The 16,490-nt window shown below is 69.3% G+C and carries 12 protein-coding genes and 2 tRNA genes; 6 read left to right on the plus strand and 8 right to left on the minus strand.

Going from position 1 to position 16,490, the window contains the following annotated elements; genetic code table 11:
* Window positions 1-20 precede the first annotated feature (20 nt).
* The 5 genes from kdpA (at window position 21) to BMZ45_RS14220 (ending at window position 7,997) form a co-directional block, all read left to right on the plus strand.
* Window positions 21-1,850: a potassium-transporting ATPase subunit KdpA gene (kdpA, locus tag BMZ45_RS14200; RefSeq protein ID WP_091637166.1), complete on the plus strand. Its 1,830-nt coding sequence runs from the start codon at window positions 21-23 to the stop codon at window positions 1,848-1,850.
* 28 nt (window positions 1,851-1,878) lie between these two features.
* Window positions 1,879-3,900: a potassium-transporting ATPase subunit KdpB gene (gene kdpB, locus BMZ45_RS14205; RefSeq protein ID WP_254776657.1), complete on the plus strand. Its 2,022-nt coding sequence runs from the start codon at window positions 1,879-1,881 to the stop codon at window positions 3,898-3,900.
* Between the two features lie 28 nt (window positions 3,901-3,928).
* A complete protein-coding gene (gene kdpC / locus BMZ45_RS14210; protein ID WP_091637168.1) occupies window positions 3,929-4,534 on the plus strand; it encodes a potassium-transporting ATPase subunit KdpC in 606 nt (201 codons plus the stop codon).
* Window positions 4,535-4,626: 92 nt separating this feature from the next.
* The gene (locus BMZ45_RS14215) at window positions 4,627-7,278 is read left to right on the plus strand and encodes a sensor histidine kinase (RefSeq protein ID WP_091637169.1); all 2,652 of its coding nucleotides are present in this window, start codon (window positions 4,627-4,629) and stop codon (window positions 7,276-7,278) included.
* On the plus strand, window positions 7,275-7,997 hold the full coding sequence (locus BMZ45_RS14220; RefSeq protein ID WP_091637170.1) for a response regulator: 723 nt from the start codon (window positions 7,275-7,277) through the stop codon (window positions 7,995-7,997). Before BMZ45_RS14215 ends, BMZ45_RS14220 begins: the two co-directional genes overlap by 4 nt.
* Before the next feature lie 561 nt (window positions 7,998-8,558).
* Here BMZ45_RS14220 and BMZ45_RS14225 read toward each other — a convergent pair.
* The 7 genes from BMZ45_RS14225 to lexA form a co-directional block, all read right to left on the minus strand.
* A tRNA-Arg gene (locus tag BMZ45_RS14225) sits at window positions 8,559-8,635 on the minus strand.
* A 141-nt stretch (window positions 8,636-8,776) separates the two neighbouring features.
* Window positions 8,777-8,869, minus strand: a tRNA-Ser gene (locus BMZ45_RS14230).
* 69 nt (window positions 8,870-8,938) lie between these two features.
* Entirely contained in the window at window positions 8,939-9,142 is a 204-nt protein-coding gene (gene csrA, locus BMZ45_RS14235) for a carbon storage regulator CsrA (protein ID WP_055899964.1), read from the minus strand.
* Between the two features lie 155 nt (window positions 9,143-9,297).
* Window positions 9,298-11,931, minus strand: coding sequence for an alanine--tRNA ligase (alaS, locus tag BMZ45_RS14240; protein WP_091637171.1), 2,634 nt, complete (start codon window positions 11,929-11,931; stop codon window positions 9,298-9,300).
* A 166-nt stretch (window positions 11,932-12,097) separates the two neighbouring features.
* The gene (gene recX / locus BMZ45_RS14245; protein ID WP_091637172.1) at window positions 12,098-12,655 is read right to left on the minus strand and encodes a recombination regulator RecX; all 558 of its coding nucleotides are present in this window, start codon (window positions 12,653-12,655) and stop codon (window positions 12,098-12,100) included.
* 54 nt (window positions 12,656-12,709) lie between these two features.
* A complete protein-coding gene (gene recA / locus BMZ45_RS14250; protein WP_091637173.1) occupies window positions 12,710-13,747 on the minus strand; it encodes a recombinase RecA in 1,038 nt (345 codons plus the stop codon).
* A gap of 230 nt (window positions 13,748-13,977) precedes the next feature.
* Entirely contained in the window at window positions 13,978-14,625 is a 648-nt protein-coding gene (gene lexA / locus BMZ45_RS14255; protein ID WP_091637174.1) for a transcriptional repressor LexA, read from the minus strand.
* A 117-nt stretch (window positions 14,626-14,742) separates the two neighbouring features.
* Between lexA and BMZ45_RS14260 the strand changes: the two genes are divergently transcribed.
* Window positions 14,743-15,684, plus strand: a complete 942-nt coding sequence (locus BMZ45_RS14260; RefSeq protein ID WP_091637175.1) for a bifunctional helix-turn-helix transcriptional regulator/GNAT family N-acetyltransferase — start codon at window positions 14,743-14,745, stop codon at window positions 15,682-15,684.
* 67 nt (window positions 15,685-15,751) lie between these two features.
* Here BMZ45_RS14260 and BMZ45_RS14265 read toward each other — a convergent pair whose 3' ends face one another.
* Window positions 15,752-16,249, minus strand: a complete 498-nt coding sequence (locus tag BMZ45_RS14265; protein WP_091637176.1) for a CinA family protein — start codon at window positions 16,247-16,249, stop codon at window positions 15,752-15,754.
* Between the last annotated feature and the right edge of the window lie 241 nt (window positions 16,250-16,490).

Below are 16,490 nucleotides of genomic sequence, written 5' to 3' on the forward strand. Positions count from 1 at the left end.
TTTCTGTCTGGTTGACGACGATGATCGACATTCTTCTTGTATTCGCGCTCGCGATCGCCCTGGGCTGGCCCTTGGGCCTGTACCTGGCTCGCGTGATGCGCGGCGCGCCTTCGAAGCTGGACCGCGCGTTCGGGCCGGTGGAGCGCGCGATCTACCGCGCACTGGGCACCGATCCGGCGCGCGGCATGAGCTGGCGCGGCTACGCCCAGGCCTTCGTGCTGAGCAATCTGGTGCTGGCCGTGCTGGTGTGGCTGCAATTCATGACCCAGGCCTGGCTGCCGTTGAACCCCGACGACATCCCCAACCTGCGTTGGGACACCGCGCTGCACACGATGGTGTCGTTCCTGACCAACACCAACCAGCAGCACTACTCCGGCCAGGCGCAGCTGAGCTATCTCTCGCAGATGGTCGGCATCGTCGGCCTGCAGGTGGTGACGCCGATGATGGGCCTGGCGATGGTCGTGGCCACCCTGCGCGGTCTGTTCGGAGGCCGTCAGGCGATGGATACGCAGCGCGCGGCCTGCGAGGCGAGCGCCGACGCATCCGCGCAACACGAAACCATGAGCGGCCCCGTGTACGGCGCGCGCCAGCCGGCCAAGGCCGTCCTGCCCGCCGAAGGCGAGGCCCGCGATCTGGGCAACTACTGGGTCGACGTGACCCGCGCCACCCTGCGCTTCATGCTGCCGCTGTGCCTGCTGTGGGCGCTGATGCTGACCGCGCAAGGCGTGCCCTCCACGCTCAGCGCCGGCCCCAGCGTGCAGCCGATCGACGCCACGGTGGAGATGAAGCAGCAGAAGATTCCGCTGGGCCCGGTCGCGCCCATGGTCGCGGCCAAGCAACTGGGCACCAACGGCGGCGGCTGGTACGGCCCCAACAGCGCGGTGCCGCTGGAGAATCCGACGCCGTTCTCCAACCTGCTGGAAATCCTCGGGATCATCCTGATTCCGATCGCCGTGACGTTCATGATCGGCCCCTTCACCGGTCGCCGCCGACTCACCGCCATGGTGTTCGGCAGCATGCTGCTGATGTCGGCGGTCTCCACCGGCGCCACGGTGTGGTCGGAGGCCTACTCGCCCAGCAGCGCCGACAGCGCGTTGATGGAAGGCAAGGAAGTGCGCTTCGGCGCCACCACCTCGGCGCTGTGGACGGCGGTCACCACCCAGACCAGCAACGGTTCGGTCAACGCCATGCACGACTCGCTGGCGCCGCTGACCGGCGGCATGGCCCTGGTCAACATGCTGGTCAATGCGATCTGGGGCGGTATCGGCTGCGGTCTGCAGCAGTTCCTGGTCTATCTGTTGCTGGCGGTGTTCCTGGCCGGCCTGATGACCGGACGCACGCCAGAACTGTTCGGACGCAAGATCGAAGCGCCCGAGGTGCGCCTGCTGGCGCTGCTGATCCTGCTGCAGCCGCTGGTGGTGCTGGGCTTCACCGCGCTGACGCTGGCGCTGCCGTCGATCACCGGCAATTCCAATCCGGGCTTCCACGGCATCAGCCAGGTGTTCTACGAGTACACCTCGGCCTTCGCCAACAACGGCTCCGGTTTCGAGGGCCTGGGCGATGCGACCTACTGGTGGAACCTGAGCTGTTCGGCGGTGCTGGCGCTGGGCCGCTATCCGGCCCTGATCGTGCCGCTGGCCGTCGCCGGGCTGCTCGCGCGCAAGCGCGTCGCGCCGGAAGGCAGCGGCACTCTGCACGTCGAAACGCCGACCTTCGCCCTGACCCTGATCGCGGTGATCGTGATCTTGACCGTCCTGCAATTCATGCCTGCGCTGGTGTTGGGCCCGGTGGCCGATCACCTGTCGCTGGCCGCCGTGTCGACCGCCACCACGCCGTCGCCGGCTCTCTGAGGTAATGACCGTGAGCGAACAACTACATCTGGGTACCCAACGTCGCCATGCCGCCGCCGGCCTGGACGGCGCGGCCTTGCGCATCGCCCTGCTCGAATCCTTCCGCAAGCTGTCGCCGCGCCAGGCCCTGCGCAGTCCGGTGATGGCGGTGGTGCTGCTGGGTACCATCCTGTCGGCGCTGATCACTTTCACCACCCCGGGCCACCTCGGCTTCGGTATCGCGGTCACGCTGGTCCTGTTCGTGACCGTGCTGTTCGCGAACTTCGCCGAGGCCGTGGCCGAAGCGCGCGGCCGCGGCCAGGCCGCATCCTTGCGCGCCGCCCGCCGCGACCTGGTCGCACGCCGTCTCGACGATAACGGCGCGGAGACGCGCGTGGCGGCGACCCAGCTCAAGCCCGGCGATCGGGTGATCGTGTCGGAGAACGAGTTGATCCCGGCCGACGGCGAGATCGTCGAAGGCATGGCCACCATCAACGAGTCGGCGGTCACCGGCGAATCCGCGCCGGTGCTGCGCGAGGCCGGCACCGACCGCTCCGGCGTGATCGGCGGCACCAAGGTGCTGTCGGACCAGATCGTGGTGCGGGTCAGCGCCGAGCCGGGCGGCAGCTTCCTCGATCGCATGATCGCGCTGGTCGAGGGCGCCAACCGTCAAAAGACCCCGAACGAGATCGCCCTGACCATGCTGCTGGCGGCGATGACGCTGACCTTCCTGATCGTGGTCGCGACCCTGCCGCTGCTGGCCGGTTTCGTCGGCGCACAGCTCGATCCGCTGCTGCTGATCGCGCTGCTGGTGTGCCTGATCCCGACCACCATCGGCGGCCTGCTGCCGGCGATCGGCATCGCCGGCATGAACCGCGCGCTGTCGGCCAACGTGCTGGCCAAGTCCGGCAAGGCGGTGGAAGTGGCCGGCGACGTCGACGTGCTGCTGCTGGACAAGACCGGCACCATCACCCACGGCGACCGTCAGGCCACCGCCTTCCATCCGCTGGCCGGCGTCGACCGCAGCCAGCTGCGCGACGCGGCGCTGCTGTCGTCGCTGGCCGACCCGACCCCGGAAGGCAAATCGATCGTGCGCCTGGCGCGCGAGCAGCACAGCGCCGTCGCCGAACCCGAACGCGCGCACTACCTGCAGTTCACCGCGCAGACCCGCATGTCCGGCGTCGATCTGGAGGACGGCCGCGCGATCCGCAAGGGCGCCGGCGACGCGATCGGCCAGTACGTGCAGTCGCTGGGCGGCCAGGTCGTGCCGGAACTGGCCGCGCGCATCGAACAGGTCGCGCGCGGCGGCGCCACCCCGCTGGTGGTGTCCGAAGGACGTCACATCCTGGGCGTGGTCGAGCTGTCGGACGTGGTGAAGCACGGCGTCAAGGAACGCTTCGCCCGTTTGCGCGCGATGGGCGTGCGCACGGTGATGATCACCGGCGATAACCCGCTGACCGCCGCCGCGATCGCCGCCGAGGCCGGCGTCGACGACTACATCGCCGAGGCGCGGCCGGAGGACAAGCTCGCGCGCATCCGCGCCGAGCAGGCCGGCGGCCGCCTGGTCGCGATGGTCGGCGACGGCACCAACGACGCCCCGGCGCTGGCCCAGGCCGACGTCGGCCTGGCCATGAACTCGGGCACCCAGGCCGCCAAGGAAGCCGGCAATATGGTCGATCTGGACTCGGACCCGGCCAAGCTGCTGGCGGTGGTCGAAGTCGGCAAGCAGCAGCTGATCACGCGCGGCGCGCTGACTACGTTCTCTTTGGCCAACGACGTGTCCAAGTACTTCGCGATCCTGCCGGCCCTATTCGCCGCGGCGATTCCGCAGATGGCGGCCTTGAACGTGATGCGCCTGTCCAGCCCGACCAACGCGGTGCTGGCCGCGCTGATCTTCAACGCGATCATCATCCCCGCGCTGATTCCGCTGGCCCTGGCCGGCGTGCGCTTCAAGCCCGCCAGCGCGGTCGTGCTGCTGCGCCGGAACATGCTGATCTACGGCGTCGGCGGCGTGCTGCTGCCGTTCGTGGGCATCAAGCTGATCGACATGGCCCTGGCCGCGATCTCCTGACGCCGCGACCTCTTCCCTAGGATTTCCGATGAACACCGCTACCCACACCCCTCAGGCCATCGCGATCGACGACCGCATCGGCGTGCGCGCGCCGCTGTTGTTCGCCCTGGTCGCCCTGCTCGGCTTCGGCCTGCTGTACTCGCTGGTCGGCGCCACATTGGGCCGGCTCGCGTTCCCCTGGCAGGCCACCGGCAGCCTGGTGATGCTGGACGGCAAGCCGCGCGGCTCGAGCCTGGTCGCGCAGCCGTTCGGCGACGCGCGCTACTTCCAACCGCGCCCTTCGGCCGCCAACTACGACCCCATGGCCGCGGCCGGCAGCAACCTGGCCCGCACCAATCCCGACCTGCGCAAGCGCATCGCCGAGACCGCGCTCGCGGTCGCCGAGCGCGACGGCATCGCGCTGGCCGACGTGCCGCCCGAACTGACCACCCAATCCGGCGGCGGCCTGGACCCGCACCTGTCGCCGCGCGCGGCGCAGGTGCAGGTCGCGCGTGTGGCCAAGGCGCGCGGCCTGGCCCCCGCCGATGTCGATGCGATGGTGGTCGCGCACACCGAACCGCGTCAGTTCGGCCTGCTCGGCGAGCCGCGCGTCAACGTGCTGGAACTCAATCTGGCCCTGGACGCGCGACGCTAGCACCGCCGACGGCGCAGGACGCGGCGGAAGGCGTCGCGCCCCGTCGCCGTCTTCACTACGCCACCGATAATTCGAAGCGCACAATGCCGCCCATGACCGACGCCCGCAGCGCTCAGGCCGACGCCCTGATCGGCGAACTCCAACGCCAGGGCGCCGGCCGCCTGACCATCTTCCTCGGCGCCGCGCCCGGCGTGGGCAAGACCTACACCATGCTCAGCCGCGCGCGCGAGCTGCAGCGCCGCGGCAGCGAGGTGGTGGTCGGCATCGTCGAGACCCACGGCCGCGCCGAAACCGGCGCGCTGGTCGAGGGCCTGGAGCTGCTGCCGCGCAAACGCATCGACTACCAGGGCCGCACGATCGAGGAAATGGACCTAGACGCCCTGCTCGCGCGCAGGCCCAAGCTGGCCCTGGTCGACGAGCTCGCGCACCGCAACGCGCCCGGCAGCCGTCACGAACGGCGCTGGCAGGACGTGGTCGAACTGCTGGACGCCGGCATCGACGTCTACAGCACGGTCAACATCCAGCACCTGGAAAGCCTCAACGACGTGGTCCACCGCATCACCGGCGTGCGCGTCAACGAGACCGTGCCCGATGCGCTGTTCGACCGCCTGCGCGACATCGTGCTGGTCGATCTGCCGCCGCGCGAACTGATAGAACGGTTGCAGCAGGGCAAGGTCTACGTGCCCGAGCAGGCCGCGCACGCGCTGCAGGCCTTCTTCTCGCCCAGCAACCTCACCGCCTTGCGCGAGCTGGCGATGCAGACCGCGGCCGACCGCGTCGACAGCGACCTGCGCGAGGCCCAGACCGCGCGCGGCCTGCCCGGCGTGCCGCTGCGACGCGGGGTGCTGGTTGCGATCGACGGCCGCGGCCAATCCGAATACCTGGTGCGGATCGCGCGCCGCCTGGCCGAGCGCCGCGACGCGCCCTGGACCGTGGTGACGGTGCAGACCGGCGCCGCGCCGCAGGACGCCCAGCAACTCGAACTCGACCGCGCCTTCGCGCTCGCGCGCCGGCTCGGCGGCGACGCGGTGGTGCTGCACGGCCCCAGCATCGTCGACGCCCTGCTCGACCACGCGGCGCGCGCCGGCGTGAGCGCGATCGTGCTCGGACGCACGCGCGAGCGCCCGTTCGCGCGCATGTTCAATCGCACGCTCACCCAGCAGCTGATCCAGCGCGGCGCCCATTACGAGCTGACCATCGTCAGCACGCCGGAAGCGCGCGCCAAGGCGCGCCGCGCGCTGCGCCCGCTGCGCGGCCTGCTGACCCGCTCCGACGCCGGCCTGGCGGTGATCGCGGCGGCCATGGCGACCGCGCTGGCCTGGATCGCCGAACGCTGGATCGGCCTGGACGATTTGTCGCTGATCTTCATCGTCGCGGTGGTGGTGGTGGCGGCGCGCACGCGCATGACCGCAGCGGTGATCGCGGCGGTGCTGTGCTTCTTCGCCTACAACTTCTTCTTCATCGATCCGCGCTACACCCTGCTGATCGGCGCCAGCCAGGGCGTGACCACGGTGGTGCTGTTCCTGGTCGCGGCCCTGGTGGCCGGCCGCCTGGCCTCGAAACTGCGCACCCAGGTGCTGGCGTTGCGCGCGGCCAACGCGCATGCGATCGCGCTGCAGACCCTGGGGCGCCAGCTCGCCGCGGCCGCCGATCTGGGCCAGGTGACCCAGGCCGGGCGCGACGCGCTGCGGCGCTCGCTGGGCGCGGACGCGATCGTGCGGGTAGGCGATGCGAGCGCGCACGGCGCCGATCTGCCCGAGCTGACCGACAAGGACCGCGCGGCCGCCGACTGGAGCCTGCGTCACCGCCAGCCGGCCGGGCGCTACACCGACACCCTGGCCGGCTCGGACTGGTGGTTCCTGCCGCTGGCCAGCGGCGGCGACGGCGGCGTGATCGGCCTGCGCTTCCCGCAGGGCATGGGCCGGCTCGGGCCGGAACAGCAGCGCCTGGCCGAAGCCATGGCCGAGGACATCGCCCAGGCGGCGGTGCGCACGCGCCTGGTCGCCGATCTGGAGAACGCGCGCGTGAGCGGCGAGACCGAACGCCTGCGCTCGGCGCTGCTGTCGTCGGTGTCGCACGACCTGCGCTCGCCGCTGGCGGCGATCATCGGCGCAGCCAGCAGCCTGGACAACTACGCCGAGGCGATGAGCCGCGAGGACCGCCACAGCCTGCTGGAAACCGTGCGCATCGAAGGCGAACGCCTGGACCGCTACATCCAGAACCTGCTCGACATGACCCGGCTCGGCTACGGCGGCCTCACCCTCAATCGCGACTGGATCGGCGTCGACGAACTGATCGGGTCGGCGGTCACGCGCTTGCAACGCTACGAGCCCGGCGCGCGTTTCGAGCTGCGCCTGGAACCCGCGCTGGGACCGATCTGGGTGCATCCGGCGCTGGTCGAGCAGGCCCTGTTCAACGTGCTGGAAAACGCGGCCAAGTTCTCGCCCCCGGGCGAGGCGGTCACGGTCGAGGCGCGTCGCGTCGACGGACAATTGCGCATCGACGTACGCGACCGCGGGCCCGGCATCCCCGAGGACGAGCGCAAGCGCATCTTCGACATGTTCTACAGCGTCGAGCGTGGCGATCGCGGCCGTCAGGGCACCGGCCTGGGCCTGGCGATCTGCCAGGGCATGATCGGCGCGCACGGCGGCAGCGTCGAAGCCCTGCCCGGCGCGGATGGCCGCGGCACCACGATCCGCATTACCCTGCCCCCCATCGAACCCGTCGCGCCCGATACCGCATGACCGAGGACTCCGCCGCCAACAGCGTCGCCACCCAGACCGCACGCGTGCTGGTGGTCGACGACGAGCCGCAGATCCGCAAGTTCCTCGACATCAGCCTGCGCGCGCAGGGATATGCGGTGGAAACCGCCGACACCGGCGCGGGCGGGCTGGAGGCGTTGGCCACCCACGGCGCCGATCTGGTGATCCTGGACCTGGGCCTGCCCGATCGCGACGGCCACGAGGTGCTGCGCGAACTGCGCCAGTGGTCGGCGGTGCCGGTGATCCTGCTGACCGTGCGCGCGGGCGAGGCCGAAAAGGTGGCCGCCCTCGATGCCGGCGCCAACGACTACGTGACCAAGCCTTTCGGCGTGCAGGAGCTGATGGCGCGCGTGCGCGCGCTGCTGCGCTCGCACGCGACCCAGGGCGAAGCGCTGCCGGTGTTCGACGACGGCCGCCTGCGCATCGACCTGGCGCGGCGCGAGGTGCGCCTGGACGGCGAGAGCGTCGCCCTGGCGCGCAAGGAGTACGCGTTGCTCGCGCTGCTGGTCCAGCACGCCGGGCGCGTGGTCACCCAGCCGCAGTTGCTGCGCGAGCTGTGGGGCCCCACCCATCAGCACGACACCCATTACCTGCGCATCCTGGTCGGCAAGCTGCGGCACAAGCTGGGCGACGACGCCGCGGCGCCGCGGTACATCGTCACCGAGCCGGGCGTGGGCTTGCGGTTCATCGAGCGGCGTTAGCGCTTGGCGATACGCGCGGGGCGATGCCGAAGATTCGTGCGCGGCGCTTCATGCGGAGCGGCGCCCCACCGGGAATCCTCGCGGTCATAAGCCGCGATTCTGCGCGGCCACCGAGGTGTCGCGGTTGCGGCTTGCGCCGCTCCCACAGGGGGCGGTGACAAGGGCGAGCGTAACCACCCTGCCCGGCGATCGGGTTCGCTGCTCCCACTGCGGGCGGGATCCGAGCATCGGCGTATGGCCGAGCCACTGAGGCGACTTCCGCGGCTTAGCCAGCGTCTCTTCATTCGGGGCGGCGCAAGCCGTGATTTGCGCGGTTGCCGAGGTGTCGCGGTCGCGGCTCGCGCCGCTCCTACAGGGGGCGGCAGGCGCACGCACACAGTCGCTGCGGCGTGCCAGGGAACGTCCTGCTGCGGGACCTCGCACCTGCTCCCTGGCATGGGCATTCGGGTGCTGCGAGACGCCGGCGATGCTGCCGGCTTCGGATGCACGCCATCCACCGCGACGCACGCGGAAAAAACAAAAGGCCGGCAATCGCTTGCCGGCCTTTTGCTTTCTTGTAAGTGGCGCGCCCGGAGAGATTCGAACTCCCGACCACCAAGTTCGTAGCCTGGTGCTCTATCCAGCTGAGCTACGGGCGCGCAGTCGAAGAAGTATGACGGAACCGCTTTAAATCGTCAAACATTTCGATGCGTTTTCTGCATCCGATTCCGTCGTCAAAACCGTCCAACGACGAAACCTTCCGCAGACAAAAGCCGCCCCAAGGCGGCCTTCGTGACAACTGGCGGAGACTGAGGGATTCGAACCCTCGATGGAGCTTTTGACCCCATACTCCCTTAGCAGGGGAGCCCCTTCGGCCTCTCGGGCAAGTCTCCGCGGAAACACGTACAGCGTTTGCGGGCGGGAAGCATAACGGCTCATCCCGCGCGCGGCAAACCTTTTTATCAGCCTGCCGCGTTTTTGCCGGAGTCGTCAGCCGGTTCTTCGCCGCGCTGGATGCGCTGGTAGATCTCTTCGCGATGCACAGCGACATCTTTCGGTGCGGTAATACCGATACGCACCTGGTTGCCCTTGACGCCGAGCACGGTGACGGTCACCGAGTCGCCGATCATCAGGGTCTCACCGACGCGACGCGTCAGGATCAGCATTGGAAAACCTCCTCGTGCCGGCAATTCGTTTGCCGGCGTTGGCGACATTCCGCATGCACCATCACGGAAATCGCTTACAGTTTTGTACACAAACGTGAACCATCTTAGCCAGCGGCCAAAATCGGCCGCAAGCGATAGAAGTCACTGTTCGCCGTTCAGATTAACCTACTCTCGACCCAGCCTGCGACACCTGCCAGGGCCTGAGACAAGGCCGGACCGTCATCTCCGCCGCCCTGCGCCATGTCGGCGCGGCCGCCGCCCTTGCCGTTGATCTGACCGGCAACGTGGGCGAGCAGTTCCCCCGCCTTGACCTTGCCGGTCGCGCTTCCATTCACTCCTGCGACCAAAGCCGCCTTCCCCTCGCTGGCACCCGCCAGCAGGATCACCGCGTCGCCCAGCTGCTGCTTGAGACGGTCGACCGCCTCGCGCAGGGCCTTGGCGTCGAAGCCTTCCAGGCGGGTCGCGATCACCTTGACCCCCTGGATCTCGGCCGCCGAGGCGGCCAGGTCGGAGGTGGCCCCGGAGGCCGCCTTCGCCTTGATGGCTTCGAGTTCGCGCTCGAGTTTCTTCTGCCGGTCCAACAGCGACCGCAGCTTGTCGGACAGGTCCGACGGGTTGCCGCCGAGCAGGCGAGCGGCCTCTTCCAGGCGCTGCTCCTCCTCGGTGACGTGGTCCAGCGCGCCCTGCCCGGTCACCGCCTCGATCCGGCGCACGCCGGCCGAGACGCCGCCTTCGGCGAGGATCTTGAACAGACCGATGTCGCCGGTGCGCGAAACGTGGGTACCGCCGCACAGCTCGGTCGAGGTCTCGCCCATGCGCAGCACGCGCACGCGGTCGCCGTACTTCTCGCCGAACAGCGCCAGGGCGCCGAAATCCAGGGCTTCCTGCATGCCCATCTGGTGGACCTCGGCGGCATGATTGCCGCGCACTTCCGCATTGACGCGGCGCTCGATCTGCGCCAGTTCGGCGTCGGTGAGCGGCTGGAAGTGGGCGAAGTCGAAACGCAGGCGGTCGGGCGCCACCAGCGAGCCCTTCTGCACCACGTGGTCGCCAAGCACCTGGCGCAGCGCGGCGTGCAGCAGGTGGGTGGCGGAATGGTTGAGCACGGTGGCGGCGCGGCGCGGGGCGTCGACGGCGCCAAGCACGCGGTCGCCGCGGCGCAGGGTGCCGGCGCTCAGGCGGCCGAGGTGGCCGTGGAACTGGCCGGCGAACTTCTGGGTGTCGCGGACCAGGAAACGGGTGCCGGCCTCGTCCAGCTCGCCGGCGTCGCCGACCTGGCCGCCGCTTTCGGCGTAGAACGGGGTGCGGTCGAGGATCACCACGGCCTCGTCGCCGGCCTCGATCAGGTCGACCGGGCGGCCGTCCTTGAGCAGGGCCACGACTTCCAGGCCGCCTTCGGTCAGGCGCTCGTAGCCCAGGAACTGGGTCGGCGCCAGCTGCGCGGCCAGCTCGGCCGGCATGGTGGTGGCGTTGCCGAATTTGCCGGCCTCGCGCGCACGGCGCTTTTGTTCTTCCATGGCGGCGTCGAAGCCGGCCATGTCCACCGACAGGCCGCGCTCGCGCGCGATGTCGGCGGTCAGATCGACCGGGAAGCCGTAGGTGTCGTACAGGCGGAAGGCGTCGGCGCCCGGGATCGCGTCCTGGGAACGCGCGGCGACCTCGTCGAAAATGCGCATGCCCGAGTCCAGGGTCTCGGCGAAGCGCTCTTCCTCGGCCTGCAGGGCGCGCTCGACCAGCTCGCGCTTGGCCGGCAGTTCCGGGTAGGCCTCGCCCATCACTTCGACCAGGGCGGCGACCATGCGGTAGAAGAAGGGCTGCTTCTGGCCCAGCATCCAGCCGTGGCGCAGGGCGCGACGGATGATGCGGCGCAGGACGTAGCCGCGGCCTTCGTTGGAGGGCAGCACGCCGTCGACGATCAGGAACGAACAGGCGCGGATGTGATCGGCGATCACCCGCAGCGACTTGTTGTCGAGATCGGCGGTGGAGGTGAATTCCGCGGCGGCCTGGATCAGGCGGCGGAACAGATCGATTTCGTAGTTGCTGTGCGCGTGCTGCAGCACCGCGGCCAGACGCTCCAGGCCCATGCCGGTGTCGACGCAGGGCGCCGGCAGCGGCACCAGGCTGCCGTCGGGCTGGCGGTCGAACTGCATGAACACCAGGTTCCAGATCTCGATGTAGCGATCGCCGTCCTCGTCGGGCGAACCCGGCGGGCCGCCGGCGATGTGCTCGCCGTGGTCGTAGAAGATCTCGGTGCAGGGACCGCAGGGGCCGGTGTCGGCCATCTGCCAGAAATTGTCCGAAGCGTAGGGTGCGCCCTTGTTGTCGCCGATGCGCACGATGCGATCGGCCGGCACGCCGATCTTCTTGTTCCAGATATCGAAGGCTTCGTCGTCGGTGTGGTAGACCGTGACCAGCAGGCGCTCGGGCGCCAGGCCCCACACGCCGGTCAGCAGCTCCCAGGCCCAGGCGATCGCGTCTTCCTTGAAGTAGTCGCCGAACGACCAGTTGCCCAGCATTTCGAAGAAGGTGTGATGGCGCGCGGTGTAGCCGACCTGGTCGAGGTCGTTGTGCTTGCCGCCGGCGCGCAGGCAGCGCTGAACGTCGGCCGCGCGCACGTAGCCGAGCTTCTCGCTGCCGAGAAACACGTTCTTGAACTGGACCATGCCCGAGTTGGTGAACAGCAAGGTCGGGTCGTTGGCCGGCACCAGGGGCGCAGACGGAACGATGGTGTGACCCTTGCTACGGAAGAACTCGAGGAAATCGCTACGGATTTCGTTGGTGGTTTTCATGCCTGACGCGCGAACTCGATAGGACCGGGCCGGACTGGCGGTCCAGGGCCTCTGCCCTCACGATGGGGGCGTCGACTGGAACAGGCAACCCAAAACCCGAAAGCCGCGTAGCCTAACAGGCTCCGGGCCCGGTTGCGCGGGGTCCGCAAGCGTTTTCGGCCGGCGTTCAGTCGTCCGGATCGAAACGAGTCGCTTTTCGCACCCGTTCGCCGTCGAACCCCCGGCGTATCAGGAAGTCGGCGGCCTTGCGGCGCAGGGCCAGATCCTCGCCTGGAGCCTCGCCGGACGGCCCGCCGAAGCGGCGCCTGACCAGGTCGCGGGCGTTCTCCAGCCAGTCGCCCTCGTAACTGTCCAGCGCACGGGCGATGGCCTCGCTGTCCAAGCCGTGGGTGGCCAGCTCGGCGCGCACCCGGATCGGGCCGTAGCCGCTGCCGGCGCGGCTGCGGACCAGGCTTTCGGCGAAGCGGGCGTCGTTCTGCCAGCCCAGGCCGGACAGGGCCTCGATGGCGGTCTCGACCTCGGCGGCGTCCATGCCGCGCGAGGTGAGTTTGCGTTGCAGCTCCTTCCTGGAGTGCTCGCGCCGGGTCAGCAGACCCAGGGCGCGTTGGGTCGCGCTCTGCTCGCGGCCGCCGCGGCGACGTCCGGCGCGGCCGCCCTCGGGGCGGTCGTCATCGGCGGAGCCGGAATTGCGCTCCTGATCGTGCAGCGGCTCGTCTTCGTGCATATCCGATCGGGCCCAAGCCTAGGCTGCCGGCGTCGACCGCCGGCAGCCGCCGCCTCAGTCGTCCAGGCCTTCGGCGTCGACTTCGTCGCGCTTGACGTCGGTCGGGACGAACTTCTCGCGCAGGGCGGTCTCAAGGCGGTTGGCGACCTCGGGGTTCTCCTTGAGGTACTGGCGGGCGTTTTCCTTGCCCTGGCCGATGCGCTCGTCGCCGCAGCTGTACCAGGCGCCGGACTTCTCGACCAGCTTGGCTTCCACGCCCATGTCGATCAGTTCGCCCTCGCGCGAGATGCCTTCGCCGTAGAGGATCTCGGTGACGACCTGCTTGAACGGGGGCGCCAGCTTGTTCTTGACCACCTTGATCTTGGTCTGGTTGCCGATGATCTCGTCGCCCTTCTTGATCGCGCCGATGCGGCGGATGTCCAGGCGGATCGAGGCGTAGAACTTGAGCGCGTTGCCGCCGGTGGTGGTTTCCGGGCTCTGGCCGGGCATCATCACGCCGATCTTCATGCGCAGCTGGTTGATGAACACCACCAGGGTGCCCGAGCGCTTGATGTTGCCGGTCAGCTTGCGCAGGGCCTGGCTCATCAGACGCGCCTGCAGGCCCGGCAGCTGGTCGCCCATCTCGCCTTCGATTTCGGCCTTGGGGGTCAGTGCCGCGACCGAGTCGATCACCACGATGTCCACCGCCGCCGAGCGCACCAGCATGTCGGCGATTTCCAGCGCCTGCTCGCCGGTGTCGGGCTGCGACAGCAGCAGGTCGTCGACGTTGACGCCGAGCTTGGCGGCGTAGATCGGATCCAGCGCATGCTCGGCGTCGATGAAGGCGGCGGTGCCGCCCTTCTTCTGGCACTCGGCGATGGCCTGCAGGGTCAGGGTGGTCTTGCCCGAGGACTCCGGACCGTAGATCTCGACCACGCGGCCCTTGGGCAGGCCGCCGATGCCCAGCGCGATGTCGAGCATCAGCGAGCCGGTGCCGATGACCTCGGCCACTTCGACCGCGCGGTCGCCCATGCGCATCACCGAGCCCTTGCCGAACTGCTTCTCGATCTGGCCCAGGGCGGCCGACAGGGCGCGCTTCTTGTTCTCGTCCATCGTGGTGTCCTTAAAGAGTCGGTGTCGTGTTGGAGTGACTGTAGAGGACGCGGATCGCATGGATTGAGACCGTCGCGCCTTCGATGCAAATTTATTTCGCCGGGCCCGGGCGGCGCAGCCGGGCGACCGCCCGCGCGCCTGTCGGATTTTTCCCCGCGCAGCGGCAGGGAAACCCGACGCTGCGAATGGGGGTGGCGCTGCGACGCAGGCAAGCGATCATCGCGGCGCGCTCAGCGGTTGGGCCGGACCAGGCCGCAATACAAGCCCTCGATCGCGAAATCCTGATCGGGCTGGACCTCGATCGGCGCGTAATCGGGATTGCGCGGCAGCAGGCGGATGCGGTCCTTGCCGATCTTCAGCAGCTTGACCGTGATCTCGTCGTCGATGCGCGCGACCACGATCTGGCCCGAGCGCGCGTCGCCGGTGCGGTGCACGCCGATCAGGTCGCCGTCGAAGATGCCCTCGTCGCGCATCGAATCGCCCTTGACCTTGAGCAGGTAGTCGGGCGACGGGAAGAACATGTTGCGATCCAGCAGGACGTAGTTGTCGGCGTCGAGCTGGGCGCCGGAGCCGATCGGCCGCCCGGCCGCGACCTGGCCCAGCACCGGCAGGCGCAGGGCCTCGTCGTTGGCCGCCAGCAGCGCCAGCCGGCCCTGCGGCGCCGGCGGCGGCTGCAGCACGCGGATGCCGCGCGCGCGCCCCGGGGTGCGTTCGATCGCACCAGCGGCCTCGAGCGCCTCCAGGTGGTACTGCGCGGCCCGCACGCCCTTGAAACCGAAGGCCTTGGCGATCTCGGTCTGCGACGGCGGGAATCCCTCGGCTTCGATCCGTTCCGCGATCAGCGCGAGCATGGCTTGCTGGGTATCGGTCAGGTCCATGGTTAGCAGTATTACTACTAACAACCCCTTCGGGCAAGACCGCTCATCCGGATTTTATTTGACTGAGTCAAACATATTGGTCAGATTACAGATTCACCCCTGCCCGGCGCACCCGCCATGGCCACCGACCTCGAAACCGCGCAAGTCGACGCCGTCCGCGCCTTCAATCGTTTTTACACGCGCCAGATCGACGTGCTGCGCGAAGACCTGCTGGACAGCCCCTACACCCTGACCCAGGCGCGGGTGCTGTTCGAACTGGCCCAGCGCGAACCGGTCGCCGCGCGCGCGATCGGCGAGGAGCTGGGCCTGGACCCGGGTTACCTGAGCCGGATCCTGCAGGGCTTCGCCGAAGTCGGGCTGATCGAAAAGACGCGCTCGCAGCAGGACGCGCGCAGCTTCGTGCTCACCTTGTCGGCGCGGGGCCGCGAGACCTTCGCCCTGCTCGATCGCAATTCCCACCAGGCCACCGCGGACATGCTGGCGGCGCTGCCGCCGCTGCAGCGCGAGCGCCTGCTGCGGGCCACCGGCGAGATCCAACGCGCGCTGTCGCCGCAGGCGCTGCCGGCCGCGCAGCGCGTGCTGGTCCGCGAGCATGGCATCGGCGACATCGGCTGGGCGATCGAACGCCACGCCCGCCTGTACGCCGACGAGTACGGCTGGAACGGCGAGTTCGAGGCCCTGGTGGCCAAGCTATTCGCGGCCTTCGCCGGCGAGCACGATCCGCTGCGGGAGCGCTGCTGGATCGCCGAGCTCGACGGCGAACGCGTCGGCTGCGTATTCGTGGTCCGCAACCAGGACCAGGCCGACACCGCGCAGCTGCGCTGCCTGCTGGTCGATCCGCGCGCGCGCGGGCTGGGCGTCGGCCAGCGCCTGGTGGATACCTGTCTGGAATTCGCGCGCGCGGCCGGCTATGCGCGCATGCGCCTGTGGACCAACGATCTGCTGAGCGCGGCGCGCCGGATCTACGAAACGCGCGGTTTCCGATTGATCGAGCAATACCCGCACCACAGCTTCGGCCACGATCTGATCGGGCAGGTGTGGGAGCGCGATCTGGATTGAGCGCGGTACGGACGCACGCGCGTCCACGCGGCCGCGGGCAACCGGGTGTCGGCGGCTTCCAGCGGTCTCAGGTCGCCAGCGCCAGCATGCCCTGCAGCGACGCGGCCACGGTCTGGCGGCGCACCGCCTCGCGGTCGCCGGCGAAATGGAAGACCTCGGCCTTGGGATAGCCGCCGCGGCGCTTCCAGGCGATCCAGACCGTGCCGACCGGCTTGTCCTCGGTGCCGCCGCCGGGGCCGGCGATGCCGGTGACCGCGACCGCCAGGGTGGCGCCGGTGTTGGCCAGGGCGCCGGACACCATCTCGATCACGGTCTCGCGGCTGACCGCGCCGAACTGCTCCAGGGTCTGCGGGCGCACGCTCAGCAGCGACTGCTTGGCTTCGTAGCTGTAGGCGGCCATGCCGCATTCGAACCAGCCCGAGGAACCGGCGATGTCGGTCAGGGTCTTGGCGATCCAGCCGCCGGTGCAGCTTTCGGCGGTGACCAGCATGTGGTGGTGGCTGCGGGCGGCCTCGCCTACCTGTTCGGCGAGGTGTTGCAGGGCGGCATCGGAGACGTCGGTCATGCGCGCACTATAACGGCCCGCCGCGCCGGCGCTTTGCGCGATCTGGCAACGCTGCGGCGGCGCGGGTGGAACGCCGGGTCCGGGCCATCCCGCCTGGGAGCCGTCGCTTCCTGCGGGAGCGGCGTCAGCCGCGATCGCGCGACTCCGGCCACCGCGAAATCGCGGCTTACGCCGCTCCCACAGAAGGCCCTGCTTTGGGGTAGGAGCGACGTGAGTCGCGACCGGGAGGCGACAGCGAAAG

It is taken from the genome of Lysobacter sp. cf310 (assembly GCF_900114355.1).
Classification (GTDB): domain Bacteria; phylum Pseudomonadota; class Gammaproteobacteria; order Xanthomonadales; family Xanthomonadaceae; genus Lysobacter.